This window comes from Mycobacterium sp. FW102-FHT13B02 (assembly GCF_058790275.1).
This window is the reverse complement of record NZ_JBYTCM010000002.1, coordinates 91,118-116,337: the sequence shown is the minus strand read 5'-3', so window position 1 is coordinate 116,337 and position 25,220 is coordinate 91,118. Positions and strand designations below refer to the sequence as shown.

Genomic DNA, 25,220 nt, shown 5'->3' with positions numbered 1-25,220 from the left:
AGGGGCCAGAAAGTAGTCTGGAGCGCATGCGTACCGCGTACCACGAGCAACTTGAGGGCCTGACCAACCGCCTTGGCGAGATGTGCGGACTGGCAGGTGTTGCCATGGAGCGCGCAACCCAGGCCCTGTTGCAGGCCGACCTGGTACTGGCCGAGCAGGTCATTTCCGATCACGAGCAGATCGCCAGCCTGAGCGCGCAGGCAGAAGAGCAGGCCTTCGTGCTGCTGGCGCTGCAGTCGCCCGTCGCCGGTGACCTGCGGTCCGTCGTCGGCTCCATCCAGATCGTCGCCGATGTGGACCGGATGGGCGCGCTGGCGCTGCACGTCGCCAAGATCGCCCGCCGTCGGCACCCGCAGCACGCGCTGCCCGAGGAGGTCAACGGCTACTTCGCCGAAATGGGCCGCCTGGCAGTCGAATTGGGCAACACCGCACAGGAGGTGTTGCTCACCCAGGACCCCGAGCGCGCCGCCCGGATTCAAGAAGAAGACGACGCGATGGACGACCTGCACCGTCATCTGTTCAGCGTGATGATGGACCGGGAATGGAAGCACGGCGTGACCGCCGCGGTCGACGTGACGCTGCTCAGCCGCTTCTACGAGCGCTTCGCCGACCACGCCGTCGAGATCGCACGCCGGGTGATCTTCCAGGTCACAGGCCGTTTTGCCGACGACGACGGCCTGCCCACCATTCACTAGGGCTACTCGGCAGGCACCAGGCGTACGCCGTCCCGGCCCGCGGCCAGCAGGTCCTGCAGCATCTTCGCCAGCACCGACAGTTCCGCTGCGGTGTAGCGCGACAGGAAGTCGTGCCTGCCGGCATCCATCTCGTCGTGCATGCGCTGGTGCACGGCGATCAGGAGGTCCCCGTCCGCGGTGGGGCTCAGCTGCAGCTCTTTGCGGTTGCCCGGTAGGGGTGACCGGGTGACCAGACCGGCGTCGACGAGGCGCTGCACGTGCTTGGACACCGTGCCCTTGAGCTGGTCGGCGCGGGCGGCCAGGCCCACGACGCTGATCGGCCCGTCGGCGAGCACGGCCAGCAGATGCAGGCTGAGCGTGGGCAGCTCACGCACGGTGCGTTCCAGCCGGGACGGGCAGCGTTCGGCCAGGTAGTCACGCTCGGCATCGCCCTCGTCGCTGTCGAACTTGTCCCCCACCGCACCGACCAGCGCGCCGATCTCGGCGATCAGTGCCGACTTGGTTTTCATGGAAACCATCTTGCCATCCAGTGGTCGTGCGCCATATAGTTTCCCTAGAAACCATTCTTCACCCGAGGGAGCACACATGAAGGCAGCGGTCGTGCACGAGTGGGGCCAGCAGCCCCGGTACCTGGATTTCCCCGAACCTCAGCCGCACGACGGCGCCGTCGTCGCCACCGTGGAGGCGTCTGCGCTGACCAACCTCAGCCGCATGGTGATCATGGGAAAGCACTACAGCAGCAAGGAAATTGAGCTGCCTGCCATTGCCGGTGTCGACGGCATCGCCCGTCTCGACGACGGCACTCGCGTGTACACCGGGTCACTGGCCCCGTACGGGCTGATGGCCGAGCGCACCCTCGTCGTCCCGGGCGGCACCGTCCCCGTGCCCGAGCACGTCGACTCGGTGACCGCCGCCGCCGTGCCCAATCCCGGCACCTCCGCGTGGATGACGCTGGACTACGCCGCCCAGACCAAACCCGGCGACCACGTACTGGTCCTCGGCGCCACCGGCGTCACCGGGTCGCTGGCAGTGCAGTTGGCCAAGTTCGTGTTCGGCGCAGGCCGCGTCGTGGTCGCCGGCCGCAACCCCGAACGGCTGGAGTGGCTGCGCACCGTCGGGGCCGATGACGTGATCCGGCTCGGGACCGACGATCTCACCGAAAGCGTTGTGGCGCAGCACTCTACACGACCATTCGACGCCGTCATCGACTACCTGTGGGGCACGTCCGCACAGCAGACGCTGGCTGCCCTGGCCGCCGCGCACCCGTCGACCCATTTCCACGCCACGCGGTTCATCCAGGTCGGGTCGATGACCGGCGCAAGCATCGACATCGACGCGGCGACGTTGCGCAGCACGGGAATCACGCTTCAGGGCGTGGGGATCGGCAGCGTGCCGCCCGAGGCCGTCAAGCGGGCCCGCACCGAAGGCCTGCCCCGGTTGTTCGCCATGCTGGAGACCGGCGAACTGCAACTGACGACCGTCGCCCGCCCGCTCGCCGACATCGAAAATGCCTGGGCGGCAAAGGAACCCTCCGGCACGCGCGTCGTCATCACGCCCTAGCCGGGCGGCCATATCCTCACCCGCAGATCGACGGTGCCAGCCGGTAACCAGCCCCACGGATTGTACGGATGAACTCGCCGTGTTCGGGGTCGTTTCCCAGCTTGCGGCGCAGCCGCTTGACGTGCACCGCAACGGTATTGGTGTCCGACGGGCGGCCCCAGACCGCGTGACTGATCTCCTCACTGCTGGCGACCGTCCCACGCTGCTCGATCAGATAGACCAACAACTCGAGTTCCCGTTGAGTGAGCTGCACTTCCCGGCCCCGGACCTGAGTTTCGTAGCGGTGCCGGTCCACGCGGATCGGTCCGGCGATCAGCACCGCCGGTTCGGGTCCCGCGGTCAACGCGAAACGTGCGATGGCGGCGATGTCGTAGGGGCGCGCGACGACGGCCGACGCCCCCGCAGCCAGAATAGGGCGGGTCAAGTCGTCTTCACCGGGCGCGGCGCCCACCAGGATCGGCAATTGAGAGGCCGCGCGGATCGCCGTGGTGATGCTGATGGCGCCGACGGTTACGGTGCGGCTGGCGATGACCAACACATCGGGAACGCCGGCACCAACCGCCAACAGTGTCTGGGCGCCGTCACGGCACCAAAGGGTCGCGATCCCCGCCCGCGCGGCGTCATCCATGAGGCCGCGGGCGATCGTCGAGTCTCCTTCGCACAGCACAAGACTGCCGCGCGGCGCGCCCAGCGCCGCACGGTGTGTGCCCGGTGCCATCGGCGCGTTCCTTCGCCGCACCTCGATGGTCAACGCGTGCCGCCCACCCTTCCTGTGGTGCCGGCGCTGCTCGCCCCCGACCGTTGAGCAGCCCGTGGGAGCTAGCCGAACCGTCCGGAAATGTAGTCCTCGGTGGCTTTCTGACCCGGATTGGAGAACATCTTCTCGGTGTCGTCGATCTCGACCAGCCGCCCCGGCTTGCCGGTGGCTTCCAAGTTGAAGAACGCCGTCTGGTCACTGACCCGGGCAGCCTGCTGCATGTTGTGGGTCACGATCACGATGGTGTAATCCTGCTTGAGCTCAGCGACCAGGTCCTCGATGGCCAGCGTCGAGATGGGGTCCAGCGCCGAGCACGGTTCGTCCATCAGCAGCACATCGGGCTGGACCGCGATTGCCCGCGCGATGCACAACCGCTGTTGCTGACCACCGGACAAGCCTGAGCCCGGCTTGTCGAGACGGTCCTTGACCTCGTTCCACAGGTTGGCGCCTTTGAGCGAGCGTTCGACGACCTCGTCGAGCGTCTTCTTGTTACGCACGCCCTGCAGCTTCAGCCCTGCCACCACGTTGTCGCGAATTGACATGGTGGGGAACGGGTTCGGCCGCTGGAACACCATGCCGATGGTGCGGCGCACACCCACCGGATCGACACCGGCGGCGTAGATGTCCTCGCCGTCGAGGAGCACCGAGCCCTGCACGCGGGCACCCGGGGTGACTTCGTGCATGCGATTCAGCGATCGCAGCACCGTGGATTTTCCACATCCCGAAGGACCGATGAACGCGGTCACGCTACGGGGCGGCACCGACAGCGAGACGTCGGCAACGGCGTGGAAGGCGCCGTAATAGATGTTGACGTCTTTGAGGTCGATACGTTTGGCCATGACGAAAGTTCCTGTCGATTCAGCGTTTGCGAGTGAGCAGCCGGGTCGCGGCCGCGGCGGCCAGGATCAGAATGGCGACCACGATGATCAGGGTGAGGGCGGCGCCCCACACCCGTAGCTGCCCGGCGGGCTGCGGGTTGATCAGCTCGGTGTAGATCAGCAACGGCAGCGACGCCATGTTGCCGTCGAACACGTCGAAGTTGATCGAGCGGGCGTAGCCGACGAGCACCAGAACCGGTGCCGTCTCGCCGATGATGCGGGCGATCGAGAGCAACACGCCGGTGATGATGCCGGGCAGGGCCGTCGGCACCACGATACGAGAGATGGTCTTCCACTTCGGAATTCCCAAGGCGTAGCTGGCTTCACGTAGATCGTTGGGCACCAGTTTGAGCATCTCTTCGGTGGATCGGACCACCACTGGCAGCATCAACAGCACCAGGGCCAAGGAGACGGCGAACGCGCTCTGGGTGAAGCCCAGCGTGGTGATCCACAAGCTGAAGATGAACAGTGCGGCCACGATCGAGGGCACGCCGGCGAGCACATCCACCATGAAGGTCGCGGTGCGGGCCAGCCGGCCACCGCCATACTCGACGAGGAAGACCGCGGCCATCACCCCGAGCGGGATCGCCAGTACCGCAGCGATACTCGCTTGCACGACAGTGCCGTACAGCGCGTGGTACACACCACCGGCGAACTCTTCGGGAAGCACGCCCTGCAGCGACCGGGTCCACCAGGTGGAGCTGATGATCGCGCGCCAGCCGCGTTCGATGACGATATAGAGGACCCAGGCCAGCGGAATCAGCGCGATCCCGAACGCGGTGACCACCAGCGTCGTGGCCACCGAGTTCTTGATGCGCCGGCTCAGCGCCGTCGGGTGGAACGTGGGGCTCTTGATCGGCTCGTCCAGTGTGACGACATTCATCTCAGTTGATCCTCGATCCGGCGATGGCGCGTGCCGTCGCATTGACCGCGAAGGTCAGCGCGAACAGGACGAAGCCTGCGGCAATGTAGGCGCCGGTGGGCAGCGGGGAGCTGAATTCGGCTGCGGCCGAGGCGATTTTGGACGCAAAGGTGTATCCGCCGTCGAACAGCGACCAGTGGCCCGCCTTGGCTGCCGAGCGAAGGATGATCAGTACCGCGACGGTTTCACCGAGCGCACGCCCCAGGCCCAGCATGGCCGCGGCGATCGCTCCGCTACGACCGAACGGCAGCACGGTCATGCGCACCACTTCCCACTTGGTCGCGCCGAGCGCTTGAGCGGCTTCGATGTGCGGAATCGGCGTCTGGCGGAACACTTCCCGGCTGACCGAGGTGATGATCGGCAGGATCATCACCGCCAGAACGATGCCGGCGGTGAAGATCGTGCCGCCACCGACCAGCGACACGTTGCCCTCTTTGAAGAGAAACAACCAGCCCAGGTTCCGGTTGAGGAACTCAGCCACCGGCGAGATCTGCGGCGCCAGCACAAAGATGCCCCACAAACCGAAGACAATCGAAGGGACCGCGGCCAGCAGGTCCACCGCGATGCCGAACGTCCGTGACAGCCGGGCTGGGGCGTATTGCGTCAGAAACAGAGCGATACCGATGGCCACCGGCACCGCCAACGTGAGCGCAAACCCGGCGCTGAGCACGGTGACCATGAACAGGTCGGCGATACCGAACGCGAGGTGGTCGCCGTCGGAGGTGAGGAACCGGCTGCTCGTGAAGAAATTGTCGTGGTTGGCCATGAGGGATGGCACGGCCTGCACAAGCAGGAACACCGCAATCAGCGCGATGGCGATGACGATCGTGGCCCCCGCGGCGACCGCGATCGCCTTGAAAATCCGGTCGCCGAGCGCGCCGTTGCTGGTCCGTATCGGGGTGGCCGTCGGAGGGGACGAAGTCGGATCAGACATCCTTGGATTGTCCCCCTGTGCGGGTGCCGCCGTCGACGACGGCACCCGCGGGGTTCCCGAAACATCGGGTTGTAACGCCATGAGAACTCAAATCAGGAGATCGCGTTGACGGCGGTCGTCAACTTCGACTGGAACTCGGCCGGGATCGGGATGTATCCGTTGCTGTCCAGTCCCTTCTGGCCACCGGTGATGGTGGACTGCAGGAACGCCTTGACGGCCTTACCCGTGTCGGCGTCGGCGTACTTCGAGCACACGATCTCGTAGGTGGCCAACACGATCGGGTAGGAACCGGCCTGCGTCGGCTTGTAGAACGTGGCGGTGTCGAGCACCAGGTCGTTGCCCTGGCCCTTCACCTTGGCGCCGGCGATGGTCTTACCCACGGTGTCGTTGGTGATGTCGACCGCGTCCGGGCCCGCCGAGGTGATGATCTTGGCGCTGTTCAGGCCCTGGGTCTTGGCGAAGGACCACTCGTTGTACGTGATCGAGCCGGGCGTGTTCTTGATGGCCGCGGAGGTGCCCTCGTTGCCCTTGGCTCCTTCACCGACGCCGCCGGCGAACGACTTGCCGGCGCCCTTGCCCCAGGCGCCGTCGGAGGCCGCATCCAGGTACTTCTGGAAGTTGTCGGTGGTGCCCGACTCGTCGCTGCGGAAGACCACGTGGATCGGGTCTGCGGGCAGGTTCACGCCGTTGTTCAGGGCGGCGATGGCCGGGTCGTTCCAGGTCTTGATCGCGCCGTTGAAGATCTTGGCGGCGGTCGGGCCGTCGAGGGCCAGCGAAGTCACGCCGGGCACGTTGTAGGTGACGGCGATCGGGCCGAATACGACCGGCAGGTTCCAGGCGTCCGAGCCGCAGCGCGCCTTGGCCTTGTCGTACTCACCCTTCTTGGCGTTCAGCGGGGAGTCCGAACCACCGAAATCGGTCTGATTGCCGACGAATTCGCTGACGCCGGCACCCGAACCGTTGGAGGTGTAGTTCAGGGTGTAGCCCGAGCAGGCCTGCTCGTAAGCGTTGACGAACCGCGTCATGGCGTTGGCCTGTGCGGACGAACCGCTGGCCTTGAGCGACTTCTTGCCACCGCACGCGATGTTGGACGAACCGCCGTTGGCGCTCGAGCCGCCCGACGACGAGTTGTTGTCGCTGCCACAGGCCGACAGCGCCAGGGCGCCGGCGGCCACCAAGCTCACGGAGACACCAAATCGGTTGAGCTTCACAGAACTCCCTCACAGAGTCAGAGTGGCGACCGCATCGTTTGCGCCACCACGGTCAAAGAGCACGGAAGCAACGTTCCGTCGGCCGGATCAGTCACCGCCCGGGACCAGAACCTAAGCGCACACCGTGAACGTCCGGCCCCGCCACTATGAACGGAAGATGAACCATCCTGGGAACGCCACTCGTCTCGGTATTGCACCCATCGCGACGAAACGAGCTAATCGAAAAGCGTTCGAGCCCTTGCCCGCTCCCCGAAAGCGAGCGGAGGCCGTCAGGCCTGTAGGTACGCGACGTCGGCGTTGTACAGCTCGAACCCGAGACGTCGGTATGTCTTCACCGCCGCGGTGTTGTCTGCCTCGACATACAGCAGTACGGTCCCGTCGGATCCCAGCCGCTCGGCCAGGTAGTGCAGACCGGCCAGTGTCAGCAACGCACCGAGCCCGCGGCCCTGGGCGTCGGGCCCCACCCCCACGACGTACACCTCGCCGATGCCGGAGGCGTCAGAAGACTCAGTGTCCGGAGTCCGATGAACTTTCGTCCAGTGGAAGCCGAGGAGGTGGTCCTCGGCCGCGTCCGCAGCAGCGTCATACGCCAAGAAGAGCCCCGCCGGGTCGAACCACGACTCACCCCGGCGCTCGTCCACTTCCGCGTGCGTCCAGCCACTCTGCTCGGGGTGCCAATGGAACGCGGCGTTGTTGACGCGCAGCAGCTCGGCGTCGACCTCGGGCCCTGGATAGGTGGTCAACCGCACACCGGGCGCTGCGGGCAGCGGCGGCAGCGCGGACAGCGAACGGCGCATCTGCCACAGCTCGCGCACCGCGGTCAGGCCCAGCGCCGCAGCAGTGGCACGAGCGCCGTCGAGGTTGCCGTGTGCCCAGATTCGGGTGGCCGGGCCGCCGGTGGCCAAGCCGGTGCGGATCAGTTCGCTGCCGATCCCGCGGCGCCGCGCCGGGGCGGCGACGACCGCCTCGGCCATGTCCGGCGCGAGGTTCAGATATCCGACCAACTCACCAGCGTCATGGGCCAGCAGATGCCGGGTGCGCTCCAGGGACAACTCCCGGAGCACCTGGTCCCCCACCGGGGCCACCCCGTCGGCGGCGGTCGTCGCCGACACGAGTGCGCGGATGGCCGTCTGATCGGCGGCGCTCAGCGCGGTGTGCCAGGTCAGGTCCGTCACTGGGCGGATTGGGTCTGGCGAGCGCCGTTCTCGGCGTCACCGGAGTCGCCGTCGACCTCGTCATCGACATCGTCGACCGACTCGGCGGCACCGTTGGTGCGGCCACGCGCCGGCCGGACGGCCTTGTAACCGACGTTGCGGACGGTGCCGATCAGCGATTCGTAGTCGGGGCCCAACTTGGCGCGCAGGCGCCGGACGTGCACGTCGACGGTCCGGGTGCCGCCGAAGAAGTCGTAGCCCCACACTTCCTGGAGCAGCTGAGCCCGGGTGAACACCCGGCCGGCATGCTGTGCCAGGTACTTCAGCAGCTCGAATTCCTTGTAGGTCAGATCAAGTGGCTTGCCACGCAGCCTGGCTGTGTAGGTGCCCTCGTCGATGACGAGTTCACCCAGCGTGATCTTCCCGGCGCTCTGCTGGTCGGCTACGCCGTTGCGGCGTCCCACCAGCAGTCGCAGCCGGGCGTCGATCTCGGCCGGCCCGGTGCCGGGCAGCAGGATTTCGTCGATACCCCATTCGACGTTGACGGCCACCAGGCCGCCTTCGTTGACCACCGCCACGACCGGCACGGACGCGCCGGTGCTGCCCAGTAGACGACAGAGTCCGCGGGCGGCCGCGAGATCGGTGCGCGCGTCGACGATCGCCACATCGGCGTTGCCGGCTTCCAGCAACGACGACACCTCAGTGGGTGCCGGCCGCACGCTGTGCGGCAGCAGCGCCAGCGCCGGGAGCACAGACTCCGGGTGCGGGTCGACGGTCAGTAGCAGAAGATCCAACGGGTCCTCCAGTGCGTCCGGAGCCGCACCGGACACGCCCCCGGCGACGGCGCTGTCGCGGTTCGGTCCAATTCAACTCCGGAGAATCATGGCTGACACGTGGCCGTAACCGGCCAACGATCAACTAACGATAGCTTGCCACCTGCGATTTAGCGGCGTGGAACGGCCTGCCTCGGCACTGCGCGGCGGGGCGTACGCCAGAATGTCCGGATGCGTAAGGTGCTGACACGGCTGCTGATCCCCGCAGCCGTACTGATCCTCGTGGTCATCGGCACCGATTTCGGGTTCGCGATCTTCGCCGAATACCGGATGGCCCGCAGCGTCCGCACGGCCGCCCACCTGCACTTCGATCCGTGGGTCGCGATCCTGGGATTCCCGTTCGGCACCCAGGCCGCGCGTGGCCGCTATCAGCAGGTCGAGGTCAAGGCCGCGGGCGTGGCGCACCCCGTCGTGGGGAAGGCCTCGCTCGAAGCCACGCTGTACGACATGGTCGCATCGCCCAAGTCCTGGCTGATCGGCCCCGACGCCAAGCTCACGTCGGCCAGGCTGGAGAGCCGCATCATCATCGACTCCACCCACGTGGGCCGCTTCATGAACATCAAGGACCTGCTCGTCGAGGCCCCGCCGAACGAGAGCGACAATGCGGCCGGCGGCACCACCGAATCCGGCATCTCCGACAATCACGGTCTCGTGTTCACCGGGACCCCGACCGCCGCCGGCCTCGACAAGCGCGTCAGCGTCTCGGTGGACCTGTCCATCACCGGCGCCGACCACACCGATCTGGTGTTCGCCGCCACCGAGGTGCTGACCGGTCCGGGCACCGCCGAAGAGCCGGTGCCCGACGACAAGAAGGCCGCGGTGTTTCGCGCCTTCTCCACCACGATGCCGGGCATGAAGCTGCCGTTCGGGCTGGCCCCGACCAGCGAAGGCGCCCGTGGCTCCGACGTCATCATCGAAGGCATCGCCTCGGGAGTAACCGTGCCGCTGGATGGGTTCAGACAGTCATGAACTCCACAGTTCTGGTACTGACGGTCCTTGTCGCCGCCCTCGGGATCGCGTACATCATCGGCCGGCTGCTGACCCTGCGCGCCGGCTTGATGAAGGAAGTCCCGCCGGCCGAGCCGGCCGGCGAAGCCGACAACTCCGATCTCGGTCTGTCCGCCACCGGCCCGACCGTCGTGCATTTCAGCGCCACGTGGTGCGGACCGTGCGCGGCCGTGCGACGCGTGGTCGACCAGGTATGTGACGACCTCGGCGTCGCGCATGTCGAACTCGACCTGGACGCCAATCCCGTTGCGGCCCGACGACTGTCGGTGCTGTCGTTGCCGACGACGTTCATCTTCGACGCTTCCGGGCAGCAGCGGTACCGCACCGCGGGCGTCCCGAAATCCGCTGATCTGCGCGAGGCCCTGCTACCGCTGTTGGCTTGAGACCCCGGATGTTGGGTAAGCTGTCTGCCGTGCTATCCCCCCGCGAGCTCCTGCTCACCAAGCGCCGCGCAGTAGATCTGTGCCGCGTTGCGGGTTGTTGCTGTTGTTGTTGTAGCTGCTGAGTAGCCGCGCCGCCTTTTCGTGCTGCGCTCCGAGCAGTTTTCCGCGGCGGGCCGCGAATCAGACTCTGCGGTCGCCTCCCCGTTACCAACAACAGGAGCTTTCCCATGCCAGACAATTCCATCGAAACCCCGCAGGTCGACGTGCGCGGACCCCGCTTCGCGGCCTGGGTCACCACCGGCGTGCTGATCGCAGCGCTGCTGGCCTCGGCGACGAGCCCGCTCGTGGCCGCCGTGATTCTCGGCGTGCAGGCCGTGGTGTTCGCGATCGGTGCGGCCGGCGGACCGCGCAAGCACCCGTACGGCCGCATCTTCGCCACCTTCATCGCGCCGCGACTGGCGCCGGTGACCGAGAAGGAACCGGTCGCACCGCTGAAGTTCGCACAGCTCGTCGGGCTGCTGTTCGCGGTCGCCGGAACCGTCGGCTTCGCCGCGGGCGTCACCGCGCTGGGCCTCGGCGCAACGGCCTTCGCGCTGGTCGCCGCCTTCCTCAACGCCGCCTTCGGCATCTGCCTGGGCTGCCAGATCTATCCCCTGGTGTCGCGCCTGCGCCGCACGGGCATCCCCGCCACCACGTGACCTGCTAGAGCTCGAAAGCAACCGAAAGGAATTCGTACATGGCACGTTCCGACGTCCTGGTCTCGACCGAATGGGCCGAGAACAACCTCGACACCGCCGGCGTGGTGTTCGTCGAGGTCGACGAGAACACCAGCGCCTACGACGACGAAGGGCACATCCCCGGCGCCGTCAAGCTGGACTGGCGCGATGATCTGCAGGACTCGGTCAAGCGTGACTTCGTGGACCAGCAGCAGTTCTCGAAGCTGTTGTCCGACAAGGGCATCAGCAACGACGACACCGTCATCCTGTACGGCGGCAACAACAACTGGTTCGCGGCCTACGCCTACTGGTACTTCAAGCTGTACGGCCATAACGACGTCAAGCTGCTCGACGGCGGCCGCAAGCGCTGGGAGCTCGACGACCGCCCACTGGTCAAGGACGCCACGGTTCGGCCTGCTACGACATACGTGGCCCAGCCGATCGACAACAGCATCCGCGCGTTCCGCGACGAGGTGATCGCCGCGATCAACACCAAGAATCTGGTCGACGTGCGTTCGCCCGACGAGTTCTCCGGCAAGATTCTGGCTCCCGCGCACCTGCCGCAGGAGCAGAGCCAGCGCCCCGGCCACGTGCCCAGCGCCATCAACGTGCCGTGGAGCCGGGCCGCCAACGACGACGGCACCTTCAAGTCCGACGAGGAGCTGGCCAAGATTTACGCCGACGCCGGCCTCGACGGCGAGAAGGAGACCATCGCGTACTGCCGCATCGGTGAGCGCTCGTCGCACACCTGGTTCGTGCTGCAGGAATTGCTGGGTCACCGGAATGTAAAGAACTACGACGGCAGTTGGACCGAATACGGCTCCCTGGTGGGCGCCCCGATCGAGTTGGGAAATTGATATGTGCTCAGCACCCAAGCAAGGCCTGACGCTGCCGGCCAGCGTTGACCTGGAGAAGGAAACCGTCATCACCGGCCGCGTCGTCGACGGCGCGGGTCAGCCGGTCGGTGGCGCGTTCGTGCGGCTGCTGGACAGCACCGACGAATTCACCGCCGAGGTCGTGGCGTCGGCCACCGGTGACTTCCGGTTCTTCGCCGCCCCGGGCACCTGGACGCTGCGTGCGCTGTCCAAGGTCGGCAACGGCGACGCCGTGGTGGCGCCGACCGGTGCCGGCATCCATGAGGTCGACGTCAAGGTCGCCTAGTTTCATTCGGCCCCGAGCGGCCGTGTTTGTACCCCGGCACTCCGTGTCCGGACGTCCAGATGCGGCCGCTCGTCGCGTCTGAGGGACCGGTGCGGCGCACGTCACACCCGCGGCGCGAGTAATCTGTCTCTCCGTGGTTCTTTTCTTCGAGATCATGCTGGTCGCGGCCTCGCTGGCCATCACCTGGTTCGCGCTCTACGCGCTCTACCGGCTGATCACCGACGAGTCGTGACGTCCGCTCAGGACCCTCGGGGCCCCAGCGACGAGAGCGCTGAGCTCGGCCTGCTGGCCAGTTCCGGCGACCGCGCCATCGCGGCGGCCGCCGATCGCGCCAAGGCCACGGCCGCCCGCAACGTGCCCGGGTTCGACGACCTGCCATTGCCCGCGGATACCGCCAACCTGCGCGAAGGCGCACATTTCAACGACGCCTTGCTGGCCCTGCTGCCACTGGTCGGCGTCTGGCGCGGTGAGGGTGAAGGCCGTGACTCTGCCGGCGACTACCGGTTCGGACAACAGATCATCGTGTCGCACAACGGCGGCGACTACCTCAACTGGGACGCCCGCTCGTGGCGGCTCGACGAGAACGGCGACTACGCCGGTCCGGGGCTGCGTGAGACCGGCTACTGGCGGTTCGTGAACGACCCCGACGATCCCCACGGACAGGACGAGTCCCAGGCCATCGAGCTGTTGCTGGCGCATTCGGCCGGCTACGTCGAACTGTTCTACGGTTCCCCGCTGAACCAGGCTTCCTGGGAGCTGGCGACCGACGCCCTGGCCCGCAGCAAGTCCGGCGTCCTGGTCGGCGGCGCGAAGCGGCTGTACGGGATCATCGAGAACGGCGACCTGGCCTACGTCGAGGAGCGCGTCGACGCCGACGGCGGCCTGACCCCGCACCTCTCCGCCCGTCTGTCCCGCTTCGTCGGCTGACGGGTTCTTTTTTCCGTCCAGATGGACGAAAGGGCTGCGATACCCCTCGGATCGCGACCGTTTCGCCGCCTTCTGCTCCACGCACGCAAACGTGCGAGCCGCCCCAGACATGGGGCGGCCCCCGAGCCAAGGTTCCTGGTTGGACAGACCGGAAGGCTCGGGGGCCGGGTGACTGCGGGAATTCGCGAGTGCGCTCGGACGAATTACCCGGCGCTACTAGCGGGCAGCCACCTCACATGTCCACAAAGCAATCAATTTGTCGGACCACCTCCTTCCCTGTGTACGTGCGACCGTACTCCCAGCCCGGAGCCCCGACAACCGATTTTTCGCGGGCTCAGAACTGCCCGTCGATCAGCTCGGCCATCAACCTCTCGAAGGACGATGGCGCCAACGCCCGACCGTCCACGGTGTGCACCCGCGCCGCCAGGGTGATTGCCGACAATAGCCAAACCCCCTGCGCAGCAAGCAAATCCGAAACACTCACGGGGCGGTACGCACACTCGACACCTCGCGCCTCGGCGGCCGCGAACAGCGCGCGCTGGGTAGTCGACGGCAGGATCGACGACGCATCGGGCGTCACCAGAACCGGGTTGCCATCGGTTCCGGAGACCGCCAGGACGACAGCGGACCGCGGTCCTTCGAGCACCGCGCCGGCGGCATCGACGAACACGGCGTCGCCGGCGCCGGCCCGTTCGGCGTGACGCAGTGCGGCCACGTTCGCCGCGTACGACAGTGATTTGGCGGCGGCCAGGGGCCAGTGCGGGCGCACCAGCGTCACGACCGCGACGCCGTCCCGCCGGGCGGCGGCGACGCGCTCCGGTACCGCCGAGACCATCGCGAAGGCCACGACGCCGTCGACCCCGCGGCCGAGCACGAGCCGCAGCACGGCCTCGCCCTCAGACCACCGGGCGACCGCCGCCGCTGCCGCTGCCCGCCATCGGTCGGAATCGGGGCATGGCAGCCCGGTCAGTGCAGCCGAACCCGCCAAGCGCGTCAGGTGCGCATCGAGCAGGACCACCACACCGTCCCGCACCAACGCGGTCTCGAAGACGCCGTCGCCCCGGCAGAACACGGGATCGTCGGCGCGAATCGACGCCTGGCAGCCGTCGACGGCGACGACGGCTGGCGGCGGGGCAGTCATGGGCAGAAGGCTAGCCGGGAGGCGAACTAGGCTTGAAGTATGAGCGCTGTTCCTGCCCCCGAATCCGGACCCGACGCCGGCGCTGTCTGGCACTACGGCGACCCGCTCGGGGAGCAGCGGAGCGCAGCCGTCGAAGCCATCGTTGTGGACCGCGGTCACCGCGCCACCATCCAGCTCACGGGCGATGACCGCCAGAGCTGGCTGCACACCATCTCCAGCCAGCACGTCAGCTCGCTGCCGGACGGGTCCGTCGCAGCGAACCTCAGCCTGGACGGGCAGGGCCGCGTCGAGGACCACTGGCTGCAGACCGAACTCGGCGGCGTCACCACGCTGGACACCGAGTCGTGGCGCGGTCAGCCGCTCACCGACTTCCTGCGCAAGATGGTGTTCTGGTCCAAGGTCGAGGTGAACCCCGCCGATCTCGCGGTGCTGTCGTTGCTCGGCCCTGCCGTCAACCAGCTGGGTCTCCCGATCCCGGACAGCGAATGGGCCGCGGCCCTGCTGCCCGAAGGCGGTTTCGTGCGCCGTGTCGGCCCGCAGGAGGTCGATCTGGTGGTTCCCCGTGCCGATGTGCCGATGTGGCGCCGGCGGCTGAGCGACGCCGGCGTCCGGCCCGCCGGGCTCTGGGCCTACGAAGCCCTTCGGGTGGCGGGACTGCGGCCGCGCCTCGGCGTCGACACCGACGAACGGACCATCCCGCATGAGGTCGGCTGGATCGGCGGCCCGGGCGTCGGCGCCGTGCATCTGGACAAGGGCTGCTACCGCGGCCAGGAGACCGTCGCGCGCGTCCACAATCTGGGCAAGCCGCCCCGCATGTTGGCCCTGCTGCATCTGGACGGCGGTGACGACCGTCCCGCGACGGGTGATTCGCTGCTGGCCGGCGGCCGCGCGATCGGCCGTGTCGGTACTGTCGCCGAGCACGTGGATCTGGGCCCCATCGCGCTGGCGCTCATCAAGCGCGGCGTGCCCGCGGACACCGAGCTGACGACCGGTGGCGAATCCCAGGTGCCCGCCGTGATCGACGCCGACTCGCTGCCGGAGGCCGACAGGTCCGCAGGTGCGGGCCGGGCCGCGGTGGACCGGCTGCGCGGGGGCGCCCGGTAGGCCTACCGGCGAGGTCCGGCCCCGATTCGCCCTCGGGACGCCCGGGTGAGGGTGGCCTGCCAGCATGAGACCGTCGGGCACGGTAAGCTAACGGCAGGACAATAAACACACTCAGATCGGAGCCGCCTGCACATCGGGCCGCTCCGTTATTGCGCGAGGGGGTCCCTTATGGGCCGCGGCCGGGCAAAGGCAAAGCAGACCAAGGTTGCTCGAGATCTCAAGTACAGCTCACCGCAGACCGATTTCACTCGGTTACAGCGAGAGCTCTCGAACGACTCCGTTGGTTACAGCACCAGTGCCATCGATAACGACCTGGACGACGACGACTCGGACGACGAGCCCGCCGGCCACTGGGCCGTACCCGAAGACGACTGGCGTCACTAAAGCCCAAAGGTGGCCCTGATACCCAACCGGTATCGCAGGCCACCGGCCCAGCCCTCGCGCGACCTCAAGGTCAGAAGCGCGGGTGCTGGCCCACCAACTCGGCGCGAACGCTGCTCTTGCCACCCTTGTTGACGGTGCCCAGAGTCCAGCAGTCCAAGTGCCGGGCCGTCAGAATCGCCAACGCGCGGTCGGTGTCCTCCGGCGCGACGACGGCGACCATGCCGACACCCATGTTGAACGTCTTCTCCATTTCGGCACGCTCCACACGGCCGCGCTGCGCGATCATCTGGAACACCGGTGCCGGCGTCCAGGTACCGCGGTCCATCTCGGCGGTCAGGCCGTGCGGGATGACGCGTTCGAGGTTCCCGGCCAGTCCCCCGCCGGTGACGTGGCAGAAGGTGCGCACCTGGGTCTCCGCGGCCAGCGCCAGGCAGTCCTTGGCGTAGATCCGGGTCGGTTCCAGCAGCTCTTCACCGAGCGTGCGGCCGAATTCCTCGACGTGCCCGGACAGGCTCATGCGGTCGATCTCGAGCAGCACCTTGCGGGCCAGCGAGTAGCCGTTGGAGTGCAGGCCGGTGGCGGCCATGGCGATGATCACATCGCCGGGACGGACGTTCTCGGGGCCCAGCAGATCGTCGGCTTCGACGACGCCGACGCCGGTGGCGGAGATGTCGTAGTGGTCGGGTTCCATCAGTCCCGGGTGCTCGGCGGTCTCACCGCCCAGCAGCGCACAGCCGGCCTGCACACAGCCTTCGGCGATGCCGGAGACGATCTCGGCCACCCGCTCGGGCACGGTGCGGCCCACGGCGATGTAGTCCTGCAGGAACAGAGGTTCAGCGCCGCACACCACGAGGTCATCGACAACCATCGCGACAAGGTCGATGCCGACGGTGTCGTGCTTGTCCATGGCCTGCGCCACGGCGAGTTTGGTGCCCACACCGTCGGTCGACGAGGCCAGCAGTGGCTCGCGGTATCCGGCTTTCAGGCCGAACAGCCCGGCAAAACCTCCGAGGCCGCCCCGGACCTCGGGGCGGGTGGCCTTCTTCGCGTAGGGCTTGAACAATTCGACGGCGCGATCGCCTGCCTCGATGTCAACCCCCGCCGAAGCGTACGAGGCGCCAACCGATTCAGCTCGCTCATCCTGGCTAGTCATCGGGCCCAAGGCTACCGGGCGCACCCTGACGGACGCACCTCGCGCCTGTTGACGGCCGTCAGGTCAGGGGCGACGCAGGGCTGAGGCGTTGTCGTTGTCGGCGGTCAGCGGCACGCCGGTGCGGGCCGCGGACGCCAGCATGTGCTCCACGACGTTCTTGCCGAGGGCAGCCTCGCCGGGCAGTTCGATCGGGTAGTCACCGTCGAAGCAGGCCGCGCACAGCCGGGTCGCGGGCTGCTCGGTGGCGGCGATCATGCCCTGCCGGCTGATGTAGCCCAGGGAGTCGGCGCCGATGGCGTGCCGGACCGCCTCCAGCATCTCGTCTTCGCTCGCCTCGGTGCTCTTGGCGTTGGCGATCAACTCGGCCGGGGTGGCGAAGTCGATGCCGTAGAAGCAGGGCCACTTCACCGGCGGCGACGCGATGCGCACGTGCACCTCGACGGCGCCGGCCTCGCGCAGCATGCGGACCAGGGCGCGCTGGGTGTTGCCGCGGACGATCGAGTCGTCGACGACGATCAGCCGCTTGCCGCGGATGACTTCCTTCAGCGGGTTGAGCTTGAGCCGGATACCGAGCTGGCGGATGGTCTGCGACGGCTGGATGAAGGTGCGCCCGACGTAGGCGTTCTTCATCAGGCCCTGCCCGAACGGGATGCCAGAGCCCTGCGCGTAGCCGACGGCGGCGGGCACACCCGATTCGGGTACCCCGATGACCAGGTCGGCGTCGACGGGCTTCTCCTGCGCCAGCCGGCGGCCGATGTCGACGCGGGCGGCATGGACCGAGCGGCCGGCGATGGTGCTGTCGGGACGGGCCAGGTAGACGTACTCGAAGACGCAGCTCTTCGGGGTGGGGTTGGCGAACCGGGTGGAGCGCACTCCGTCGGCGTCGATGGCCAGCAGCTCACCGGGCTCGATGTCGCGGACGAACGAGGCGCCGACGATGTCCAGCGCGGCGGTCTCCGAAGCGACGACCCAACCGCGGTCCAGCCGGCCGAGGGACAGCGGTCGCACGCCATGCGGGTCGCGCGCGGCGTACAGGGTGTTCTCGTCCATGAAAGTCAGACAGAACGCGCCACGAACCTGCGGCAGCAGTTCCAGAGCGGATTGTTCCAAGGTCGAGTCGGCGGCGCCGTGCGCGAGCAGGGCGCCCAGGATGTCCGAGTCAGTGGTGGCGGCCACGTGGCCACGTGCGTTGATCAGGCCGGCTTCGCGGGCCCGGGCTGCCAGTTCGGCGGTGTTGACCAGGTTGCCGTTGTGGCCCAGCGCGACGCCGGTACCGGCGGCGGTGTTGCGGAACACCGGCTGCGCGTTCTCCCACGTGGTCGAGCCGGTGGTGGAGTAGCGGCAGTGGCCGACGGCGACGTGGCCGTGCATGGCGGCCAGGGTCTGCTCATCGAACACCTGGCTTACCAGGCCGAGATCCTTGAACACCAGAATCTGGGAGCCGTCGGCGACGGCGATGCCCGCCGCTTCCTGCCCTCTGTGTTGCAGCGCATAGAGGCCGTAGTAGGTGAGCTTTGCCACATCCTCACCAGGGGCCCAGACCCCGAATACGCCGCATTCCTCGCGTGGTTCGTTCTCGGTCTGATCGGTCACGATAGGGCTGCTCCCGGGGAGGCGGTTGGTGACAAGGACGAGTCTACGGTCCAGCGGGGCGCGAAACGGAATCGATTGGCGTGTCCGGCACCGCGTTGCGCGCTCCGGCGGGCACGGCGCGCCGGTCTCCGACCCCGTCCCAACGGGGCGGCGCGGCGGCCCAAGCGGCTCGGGATGACCACCGGCCCACCGCGATCCAGCTGTTTAACTGGTCTTCATGGGGAGTCAACTTTCAGCGCAGTCCGGCACAGGCGTCGCCGATTCCGTCGCCGAAACTCGGCCGCGGCCCTGGTCCACCGTGACGAAGATCGCATTCAGATTCTGCTTTCTGTACTTCGGCCTGTTCTGTCTGTTGTTCGCTCAGATCACCTTCGCGTTCTTCGGGATCCTCGGCGAGTGGCTGCCCAAGCTGGCGGTGATGTGGCAGATGGCCGTGCTGGGCCCGGCAGTCCAATGGGTCGGCCGCGAGGTCTTCGGCGTCGAGGCGGTGCTGCACCAGGATTCCGGCAGCGGCGATCAGACGGCCGTCTGGGTACTGGTGTTCTGTCTCTTGGCCATCTCCGTCGTGGGGACCGCGGTGTGGACGCTGGTGGACCGGCGGCGGCCCGACTACGCCCGGCTGTCGGCGTGGTTCCTGACGTTCCTGCGGTTGTGCGTCGCGGGACAGATGCTCTTCTACGGGTTCGCCAAGCTCGTGCCCACGCAGATGCCGGCGCCGCCGCCGAGTGCCCTGCTGCGGTCTTACGGCGACTTCAGCCCGGCCTCGGTGCTGTGGCTGCAGGTGGGCAGCTCCCAGCCCTATGAGATGACGCTCGGTGCCGTCGAAGTGCTGGCCGGCTTGTTGATGTTCCTGCCGCGTACCGCGACTCTGGGGACGCTGCTCGGTCTGGCCAGCATGGCTCAGGTGTTCCTGTTGAACATGACCTTCGATGTGCCGGTCAAGATCTTGTCCGGGCACCTGCTGTTGATGAGCCTGGTGCTGCTCGCCCCGCAGCTGCGCCGGCTGACGGACCTGTTCGTCCTGCAACGCCCGTCGGAGCCGGTCAGTCAACCGGCACTGCTGCGCTCCGAGCGGGCCAATCGGCGAGCCGCCACCGTGCAGGCCGCGCTGGGACTGTGGATCGTCATCGGCTGCGTCTGGAGCAGCTGGCAGGCGTGGCACACCTACGGAGGCGGCAGTGCCAAGCCCGAGCTGTACGGGATCTGGGCGGTCCGGGAGTTCAGTGTGGACGGCAAGCCACTGCCACCGCTGACCACCGGCCAGACCCGTTGGCAACGCGTGGTTTTCGAGAAACAGGGCGCGCTGACCTACCAGCGAATGAACGGCGAGTTGGTGGACGCACCGGCGACCATCAGCTCCGACACCATCAGAGCGACCGAGCCCGGCGGCGCGACGCTGGCCGAGTTGAGGGTGTCGCACCCGTCGGCCCAGGAGTTGCGGCTGACCGGCACACTGCAGGGCCGCCCCGTGCAGATCACGCTCGATCAGGTGGACCTCAACCAATTCACCCTGCGCAACAGGGGCTTTCACTGGGTGCAGGAGTACCCGTTCTTCAAGTGAGCGCTACAGGTCGACCAGTGGCAGCCACGGGCCGATCTCGCGGGCCCGCGACCCCGACAGCTCGACAGCGCCTGCGGCGGCGTCGAGCGACACCAGCCCAGCAGCCAGCCGCAGCCAGGTGCGCGGGTCGGTCTCGACGACGTTGGGCGGGTTGCCACGGGTGTGACTGAGGCCCGAAATACATTGCACCGCAACGAAAGGTGGCACCCGCACCTCGACGCTGGCGCCGGGGGCGACGGCCGCGAGGGTGCGCGCCGTCAGCCGGACGGCGTCGGCGATCGCGGCGCGCGGCGGCGTTTCGGTCTGCTCGTCGCGCAGCCAGTCGGCGACCAGCAACACCGCCGCCCGCGTCGCCGCCGGGTCGGGCGCCTTACGCGTCACCATCTCAGCGATTTGTGCACGATTTTCCGCGGCCGGCGCGGGTCTTCGTGCACAAATCACTCATGGGAGAACAGGGCGGGCAGCACAGATTCGGAAGTTCGGCGGAGCTCTTCCAGCGTGACGCTGAACTGACCCTGCACCTCGACCGACTCGCTGCCCGGGTCCACCACACCGATGCGGACAGCCGGCAGCTCGCGGGCCTCACACATGGCCATGAAGCGGCTCTCCTCGGTGCGCGGCACCGCGACCAGCACGCGGCCGGCCGACTCGGAGAACAGTTGCACGAACGGGTCCGAATCCTCAGGCAGCAGGACCCGGCAACCGGTTTCGCCGGCCAGGGCGGCCTCGACGACAGCCTGGATCAGCCCACCTTCGGACAGGTCGTGGGCAGCCGAGATCAGGCCGTCGCGCGAACCGGCGGTCAGCACCTCGGACAGCAGCTGCTCACGGGCCAGGTCGACCTTGGGCGGCACACCGCCGAGGTGGTCTGCGGTGACCTGCGCCCAGACGGAGCCGTCGAACTCGTCGTGGGTGTCGCCCAGCAGGATCAGGGTCTCGCCCGGCTCCAGGCCGATACCGGTCGGAATGCGGCGGTGCACATCGTCGATGACGCCGAGCACGCCCACCACCGGGGTCGGCAGGATCGCGGTCGAACCGGTCTGGTTGTAGAAGCTGACGTTGCCGCCGGTGACCGGAATGCCAAGCGCCGCACAGCCATCCGCGAGGCCGCGCACGGCCTGCGAGAACTGCCACATGACGCCCGGGTCCTCCGGCGAGCCGAAGTTCAGGCAGTTGGTGACGGCGACCGGAGTCGCGCCGGTGACGGCGACGTTGCGGTAGGCCTCGGCGAGCGCCAGCTGCGCGCCGGTGTACGGGTCCAGCTGGGTGTAGCGGCCCGACGCGTCGGTCGACACCGCGATGCCGCGGCCGGTGGCCTCGTCGATGCGCAGTACGCCACCGTCGGCATGCTCGGCGAGGACGGTGTTGCCGCGGACGTACCGGTCGTACTGCTCGGTGATGAACGCCCGGCTGCACAGGTGCGGGCTGCCGAGCAGCTGCAGCAGGGTGGCGCGCAGCTCGTCGCCGGTCTTCGGCCGGGGCAGGTTGGCCGAGGTGTCGGCGATCAGCGCGTCCTGGGTGTCGGGACGCTGGACGGGCCGGTTGTACACCGGGCCCTCGTGGGCGACGGTGCGCGGCGGCACGTCGACGACGGTCTCGCCGTGCCAGCTGATCTTCAGCCGGTCGCCGTCGGTGACCTCACCGATGACGGTCGCCAGCACGTCCCACTTGCGGCAGACGGCCATGAACGCGTCGACGTTCTCCGGTGTCACGACCGCGCACATCCGCTCCTGCGACTCGCTGGAGAGCACCTCGGCGGGCGTCATACCGGTCGCGCGCAGTGGCACCTTGTCCAGGTCGATGTGCATGCCGCCGTCGCCAGCTGACGCCAATTCCGAAGTGGCACAAGACAATCCAGCACCGCCAAGGTCCTGGATACCGACCACGAGGTGCGCCGCGTACAGCTCGAGGCAGCACTCGATGAGCACCTTCTCGGTGAACGGGTCACCCACCTGAACACTCGGCAGCTTCTTGCGGCCGGCGCCCGACTCGTCACCGGAGAAGGTGTCCGAGGCCAGCACCGAGACGCCGCCGATGCCGTCCAGACCGGTGCGCGCACCGAACAGGATGATCTTGTTGCCGGTACCGGATGCGAAGGCCAGGTGCAGGTCCTCGACGCGCAGAGCGCCGACGCACAGGGCGTTGACCAGCGGGTTGCCGGCGTAGGAGGGGTCGAAGATGGTCTCGCCGCCGATGTTCGGCAGGCCGAGCGAGTTGCCGTAGCCACCGACACCGCGGACCACACCGTCGAGTACCCGGCGGGTGTCGGGCGCGTCGGCCGCGCCGAAGCGCAGCTGGTCCATGACCGCGACCGGGCGGGCGCCCATGGCCATGATGTCGCGCACGATGCCGCCGACACCCGTGGCCGCGCCCTGGTAGGGCTCGACGTACGACGGGTGGTTGTGCGATTCGACTTTGAAGGTGACGGCCCAGCCGTCACCGATGTCGACGACGCCGGCGTTCTCGCCGATGCCGGCCAGCATGCCGGCGCGCATCTCGTCGGTAGTGGTCTCGCCGAAGTAGCGCAGATGCACCTTCGAGGACTTGTAGGAGCAGTGCTCGCTCCACATCACCGAGTACATGGCGAGCTCGGCATCGGTCGGCCGACGGCCGAGGATCTCGCGGATGCGCTGGTACTCGTCATCCTTGAGACCGAGCTCGCGATACGGCTGCGGCTGATCAGGCGTGGTAGTCGCGTTATTGACGGTATCGACCGAGGACGTCACGACAGAGAGTCTATCGTTGCCGAACTCGCCGGCCCGCCACGGCGAATGCGGGCTACTCGGTCCCGCTGATGAGTACCTTGAGCAGCGCGGGACGCCGCAGAATGAGGGCCGCCCAGATCAGCAGGCCGAAGGCCACCGCGAAGACCACCGGGAACCACGCCTCCTGGTGCATGTCGATGGTCACCGCGCCGCCGAGATAGGCCGTCAGCCCGACCGCGCCCAGCACTGCGGTGCGGGGCACCACCCACGCGATGACGCAGGCCAGCAGCACCCACCCGATGACGTAGGTCTGGTACGGCGGAAAGCCGATCACCTCGGTCGCCGTGCGAGCGAACTGCGCGCCGAGAATCTTCGGGATGGCATCGGCCAGCAGGAACAACACGAGCACCGCGCTCAGCGCCAGGCCGATCTTCTCCGGTTTGGTGCGGCCGGCGATTGCGGCCTTGGTGTTCGATGCGCCTTTTGTGTCAGCCATGGTGAACTCCGTTCTCGATCGATGTTTCAACACCGGGTAGACCGACATGAACGCGGACAGTCATCGCGGCCGCGTTCACAGCCGGTGGCTAAGTAGCACCAACGTAGGCCTTATCCAGCGGATTTAGCGTGGCCAGATGAGACTTCACCTCGGCGTCAACCGGGGCGCGCTCGCGATGATCGCCGTGATCGCAGCCCTCGTGTGTATCTGTGCCGGCGCGATCGTCGTCGCAGCCAAGGCGTGGCACGCCGCGTCTGAGCCCTATGTGTCGACCGGTGTCGAACTGGTCGAGCAGCAGGCGGGTCAGTAAGCCGTCAGGCCGCGCCGGCGACACAGAACGCATTGCCCTCGGGGTCGGCCAGCACCACCCAGCGGGCCACCTCGCCGAAGGCATGCCGTTCGGTCTCGGTCGCGCCCGCGGCCTTGAGCCGCTCGAGCTCCGGTTCGATGTCGCCTTCCAGATGGAAGTCGAGGTGCAGCCGGTTCTTGCCGGGCGTCGGATCGTCGACCTGCTGGAAGCCCAGGTTCGGGCCCTCGGCCAGGTTGACGACGTAGAACTCCCCCGGCATCAGCGTGTGCACCTTGCCCCCGAACTGCGCGGCCCACCAGTCGGCCAGCGCCTGCGCGTCGGCGCAGTCGAATGTGACCATCTCCACTTTGAGTGCCATGGTCAAACTCTAGGCGGGTGCCAAGAACGCCTGCAGCGCCGCGGCATAGGCCGGTACGTCGAGCGCGCCCATCACCTCGCGAGCCGAGTGCATCGCCAGCTGGGCGGCGCCGACGTCAACCGTCGGGATACCGGTGCGCGCGGCCGTCATCGGGCCGATCGTGGAGCCGCACGGCAGGTCGGCGCGGTGTTCGTAGCGCTGCAGCGGCACCCCGGCCTGGGCGCAGGCCAGTGCGAATGCAGCGGCGGTCCGACCGTCGGTGGCGTACCGCAGGTTGGGCTGGACCTTGAGCACCGGGCCGCCGTTGACCTCGATGAGGTGGCCCGGCTCGTGCCGCTCCGGGTAGTTCGGGTGCGTGGCATGCGCCATGTCGCCGGAGGCCACCATCGACCCGGCCAGCCGGCGCAGCAGGTCTTCCCGCGTTCCGCCGGCGACCAGGACGATGCGCTCCAGCACAGTCGGCAGCAGGTCGGACTGCGCACCGTGGTCGGACGTCGACCCGACTTCTTCGTGGTCGAACAGGGCGAGCACCGGAATGTGCTGCGCGGGGTCGGCGGCCAGGAAAGCCTCCAGCCCGGCGTAGCAGGTGCCCTGATTGTCGAGTCGCGGCGCGCTGATGAGCGCGCTGTCGACGCCGATCAGCCGGGACGGCGTCAGGTCGTGGGTCATCAGATCGGCGCCCAGGACGTCGGCGCCGTCCACGCTCGCGTGCTCGGCGACGTAGCCGATGAAGTCGCGGGTTCCGGTTCCGACACCCCACACCGCGTTGACGTGCCGCTGCGGGTCGAGACTGACGCCCTTGCGGTCGTCGGACAGGTGGATGGCCAACTGCGGCACCCGCAAGATCGGGTCGTCGATCCGGACCAGGATGTCCGCCACGGCATTGCCGCGCCGCACCGACAGCCGGCCGCTGATGCCGAGGTCGCGGTCCAGCCAGGAGTTCAGCCAGGCGCCGCCATACGGCTGCAGAGCCACCACTTGCCAACCGCTGACGAACCGGTCCGGGTGCTGCTTGACCCGCAGGTTGGGGCTGTCGGTGTGACCCCCGACGATGCGGAACGGCAGCGGTTGACTGGCGGTCTTCCAGGCGACCAGCGAGCCGGCCCGCACGGTGAAGTAGTTGCCTGTAGTGGCGGGCCAGGCCTCGGTCTCGGCCAGTTCGGTGAACCCGGCGGCGGTCAGCCGTGCGGCCACCGTCGCGCACACGTGGAACGGCGAGGGCGACGCGTCGATGAATCCGCAGAGGCCCGCGGCAGTAGCTCCGGTCATGAGGCCA

29 protein-coding genes are annotated in these 25,220 nt (G+C 67.8%); 13 read left to right on the top strand and 16 right to left on the bottom strand.

Features of this window, described 5'->3' with window-relative positions; translation table 11 throughout:
* Positions 1 to 26 precede the first annotated feature (26 nt).
* Positions 27 to 695, top strand: coding sequence for a phosphate signaling complex protein PhoU (gene phoU / locus AC3WTE_RS03405; RefSeq protein ID WP_492435668.1), 669 nt, complete (start codon positions 27 to 29; stop codon positions 693 to 695).
* A gap of 2 nt (positions 696 to 697) precedes the next feature.
* On the opposite strand, the gene AC3WTE_RS03400 is transcribed toward phoU, so the two are convergent.
* Positions 698 to 1,204: a MarR family transcriptional regulator gene (locus tag AC3WTE_RS03400; RefSeq protein ID WP_492435667.1), complete on the bottom strand. Its 507-nt coding sequence runs from the start codon at positions 1,202 to 1,204 to the stop codon at positions 698 to 700.
* Between the two features lie 76 nt (positions 1,205 to 1,280).
* Between AC3WTE_RS03400 and AC3WTE_RS03395 the strand changes: the two genes are divergently transcribed.
* Positions 1,281 to 2,255, top strand: a complete 975-nt coding sequence (locus AC3WTE_RS03395) for a quinone oxidoreductase family protein (protein ID WP_492435665.1) — start codon at positions 1,281 to 1,283, stop codon at positions 2,253 to 2,255.
* A 16-nt stretch (positions 2,256 to 2,271) separates the two neighbouring features.
* On the opposite strand, the gene AC3WTE_RS03390 is transcribed toward AC3WTE_RS03395, so the two are convergent.
* From AC3WTE_RS03390 to AC3WTE_RS03360, 7 genes are all read right to left on the bottom strand, one after another.
* Positions 2,272 to 3,006: a winged helix-turn-helix transcriptional regulator gene (locus AC3WTE_RS03390; protein ID WP_492435663.1), complete on the bottom strand. Its 735-nt coding sequence runs from the start codon at positions 3,004 to 3,006 to the stop codon at positions 2,272 to 2,274.
* Between the two features lie 68 nt (positions 3,007 to 3,074).
* The gene (gene pstB, locus AC3WTE_RS03385; RefSeq protein WP_459368148.1) at positions 3,075 to 3,851 is read right to left on the bottom strand and encodes a phosphate ABC transporter ATP-binding protein PstB; all 777 of its coding nucleotides are present in this window, start codon (positions 3,849 to 3,851) and stop codon (positions 3,075 to 3,077) included.
* Between the two features lie 19 nt (positions 3,852 to 3,870).
* Positions 3,871 to 4,773, bottom strand: a complete 903-nt coding sequence (gene pstA, locus AC3WTE_RS03380) for a phosphate ABC transporter permease PstA (protein ID WP_492435662.1) — start codon at positions 4,771 to 4,773, stop codon at positions 3,871 to 3,873.
* 1 nt (position 4,774) lies between these two features.
* Complete coding sequence (gene pstC, locus AC3WTE_RS03375) at positions 4,775 to 5,746, bottom strand: phosphate ABC transporter permease subunit PstC (protein WP_492435661.1); 972 nt, start codon at positions 5,744 to 5,746, stop codon at positions 4,775 to 4,777.
* 92 nt (positions 5,747 to 5,838) lie between these two features.
* Entirely contained in the window at positions 5,839 to 6,957 is a 1,119-nt protein-coding gene (gene pstS / locus AC3WTE_RS03370) for a phosphate ABC transporter substrate-binding protein PstS (protein WP_492435659.1), read from the bottom strand.
* Positions 6,958 to 7,226: 269 nt separating this feature from the next.
* Positions 7,227 to 8,132, bottom strand: coding sequence for a mycothiol synthase (mshD, locus tag AC3WTE_RS03365; protein ID WP_492435657.1), 906 nt, complete (start codon positions 8,130 to 8,132; stop codon positions 7,227 to 7,229).
* Positions 8,129 to 8,905 (bottom strand): winged helix-turn-helix transcriptional regulator, encoded by a 777-nt coding sequence (locus AC3WTE_RS03360; RefSeq protein ID WP_492435656.1) that lies wholly within the window; start codon positions 8,903 to 8,905, stop codon positions 8,129 to 8,131. The genes mshD and AC3WTE_RS03360 overlap by 4 nt, the downstream gene beginning before the upstream one ends.
* Positions 8,906 to 9,115: 210 nt before the next feature.
* Between AC3WTE_RS03360 and lmeA the strand changes: the two genes are divergently transcribed.
* The 7 genes from lmeA to AC3WTE_RS03325 all read left to right on the top strand — a co-directional run bounded on the left by lmeA (position 9,116) and on the right by AC3WTE_RS03325 (position 13,139).
* On the top strand, positions 9,116 to 9,913 hold the full coding sequence (lmeA, locus tag AC3WTE_RS03355) for a mannan chain length control protein LmeA (RefSeq protein ID WP_492435654.1): 798 nt from the start codon (positions 9,116 to 9,118) through the stop codon (positions 9,911 to 9,913).
* Positions 9,910 to 10,335: a thioredoxin family protein gene (locus AC3WTE_RS03350; RefSeq protein WP_492435652.1), complete on the top strand. Its 426-nt coding sequence runs from the start codon at positions 9,910 to 9,912 to the stop codon at positions 10,333 to 10,335. Before lmeA ends, AC3WTE_RS03350 begins: the two co-directional genes overlap by 4 nt.
* An 8-nt stretch (positions 10,336 to 10,343) precedes the next feature.
* Positions 10,344 to 10,457 (top strand): Ms5788A family Cys-rich leader peptide, encoded by a 114-nt coding sequence (locus tag AC3WTE_RS03345; RefSeq protein WP_492435650.1) that lies wholly within the window; start codon positions 10,344 to 10,346, stop codon positions 10,455 to 10,457.
* A 105-nt stretch (positions 10,458 to 10,562) separates the two neighbouring features.
* A complete protein-coding gene (locus AC3WTE_RS03340; RefSeq protein ID WP_492435648.1) occupies positions 10,563 to 11,033 on the top strand; it encodes a DUF4395 domain-containing protein in 471 nt (156 codons plus the stop codon).
* Positions 11,034 to 11,071: 38 nt separating this feature from the next.
* Entirely contained in the window at positions 11,072 to 11,908 is an 837-nt protein-coding gene (locus AC3WTE_RS03335; protein WP_492435646.1) for a sulfurtransferase, read from the top strand.
* Between the two features lies 1 nt (position 11,909).
* Entirely contained in the window at positions 11,910 to 12,212 is a 303-nt protein-coding gene (locus AC3WTE_RS03330) for a DUF1416 domain-containing protein (RefSeq protein WP_133762383.1), read from the top strand.
* Positions 12,213 to 12,494: 282 nt separating this feature from the next.
* A complete protein-coding gene (locus AC3WTE_RS03325) occupies positions 12,495 to 13,139 on the top strand; it encodes a heme-binding beta-barrel domain-containing protein (RefSeq protein WP_492436267.1) in 645 nt (214 codons plus the stop codon).
* Positions 13,140 to 13,473: 334 nt separating this feature from the next.
* Here the strand turns inward: AC3WTE_RS03325 and AC3WTE_RS03320 are convergent, their stop codons facing one another.
* Positions 13,474 to 14,280, bottom strand: coding sequence for an aminodeoxychorismate lyase (locus tag AC3WTE_RS03320; protein ID WP_492435644.1), 807 nt, complete (start codon positions 14,278 to 14,280; stop codon positions 13,474 to 13,476).
* Between the two features lie 39 nt (positions 14,281 to 14,319).
* Here AC3WTE_RS03320 and ygfZ point away from each other — a divergent pair, with 39 nt between their 5' ends.
* Both ygfZ and AC3WTE_RS03310 read left to right on the top strand, forming a co-directional pair.
* The gene (gene ygfZ, locus AC3WTE_RS03315) at positions 14,320 to 15,384 is read left to right on the top strand and encodes a CAF17-like 4Fe-4S cluster assembly/insertion protein YgfZ (protein ID WP_492435642.1); all 1,065 of its coding nucleotides are present in this window, start codon (positions 14,320 to 14,322) and stop codon (positions 15,382 to 15,384) included.
* Between the two features lie 168 nt (positions 15,385 to 15,552).
* On the top strand, positions 15,553 to 15,768 hold the full coding sequence (locus AC3WTE_RS03310; RefSeq protein ID WP_492435641.1) for a DUF3073 domain-containing protein: 216 nt from the start codon (positions 15,553 to 15,555) through the stop codon (positions 15,766 to 15,768).
* Positions 15,769 to 15,838: 70 nt separating this feature from the next.
* On the opposite strand, the gene purM is transcribed toward AC3WTE_RS03310, so the two are convergent.
* Both purM and purF read right to left on the bottom strand, forming a co-directional pair.
* Positions 15,839 to 16,921 carry a phosphoribosylformylglycinamidine cyclo-ligase gene (gene purM, locus AC3WTE_RS03305; protein ID WP_492435639.1) on the bottom strand — a complete coding sequence of 361 codons (1,083 nt, stop codon included), beginning with the start codon at positions 16,919 to 16,921 and terminating at the stop codon, positions 15,839 to 15,841.
* A 63-nt stretch (positions 16,922 to 16,984) separates the two neighbouring features.
* Positions 16,985 to 18,514, bottom strand: a complete 1,530-nt coding sequence (gene purF / locus AC3WTE_RS03300; protein WP_492435637.1) for an amidophosphoribosyltransferase — start codon at positions 18,512 to 18,514, stop codon at positions 16,985 to 16,987.
* Positions 18,515 to 18,722: 208 nt separating this feature from the next.
* Here purF and AC3WTE_RS03295 point away from each other — a divergent pair, with 208 nt between their 5' ends.
* Positions 18,723 to 20,075, top strand: coding sequence for a DoxX family protein (locus tag AC3WTE_RS03295; protein ID WP_492436266.1), 1,353 nt, complete (start codon positions 18,723 to 18,725; stop codon positions 20,073 to 20,075).
* Positions 20,076 to 20,078: 3 nt separating this feature from the next.
* On the opposite strand, the gene AC3WTE_RS03290 is transcribed toward AC3WTE_RS03295, so the two are convergent.
* The 3 genes from AC3WTE_RS03290 to AC3WTE_RS03280 are packed head-to-tail and all read right to left on the bottom strand — an operon-like array spanning position 20,079 to position 23,276.
* A complete protein-coding gene (locus AC3WTE_RS03290; protein ID WP_492435636.1) occupies positions 20,079 to 20,459 on the bottom strand; it encodes a sterol carrier family protein in 381 nt (126 codons plus the stop codon).
* A gap of 53 nt (positions 20,460 to 20,512) precedes the next feature.
* Complete coding sequence (gene purL / locus AC3WTE_RS03285) at positions 20,513 to 22,801, bottom strand: phosphoribosylformylglycinamidine synthase subunit PurL (protein WP_492435634.1); 2,289 nt, start codon at positions 22,799 to 22,801, stop codon at positions 20,513 to 20,515.
* 52 nt (positions 22,802 to 22,853) lie between these two features.
* On the bottom strand, positions 22,854 to 23,276 hold the full coding sequence (locus tag AC3WTE_RS03280) for a DoxX family protein (protein ID WP_492435632.1): 423 nt from the start codon (positions 23,274 to 23,276) through the stop codon (positions 22,854 to 22,856).
* Positions 23,277 to 23,412: 136 nt separating this feature from the next.
* Between AC3WTE_RS03280 and AC3WTE_RS03275 the strand changes: the two genes are divergently transcribed.
* Entirely contained in the window at positions 23,413 to 23,586 is a 174-nt protein-coding gene (locus AC3WTE_RS03275) for a hypothetical protein (RefSeq protein ID WP_492435630.1), read from the top strand.
* 4 nt (positions 23,587 to 23,590) lie between these two features.
* On the opposite strand, the gene AC3WTE_RS03270 is transcribed toward AC3WTE_RS03275, so the two are convergent.
* Complete coding sequence (locus tag AC3WTE_RS03270) at positions 23,591 to 23,944, bottom strand: VOC family protein (protein ID WP_492435629.1); 354 nt, start codon at positions 23,942 to 23,944, stop codon at positions 23,591 to 23,593.
* Positions 23,945 to 23,953: 9 nt separating this feature from the next.
* Positions 23,954 to 25,213 (bottom strand): M18 family aminopeptidase, encoded by a 1,260-nt coding sequence (locus tag AC3WTE_RS03265; RefSeq protein WP_492435627.1) that lies wholly within the window; start codon positions 25,211 to 25,213, stop codon positions 23,954 to 23,956.
* Between the last annotated feature and the right edge of the window lie 7 nt (positions 25,214 to 25,220).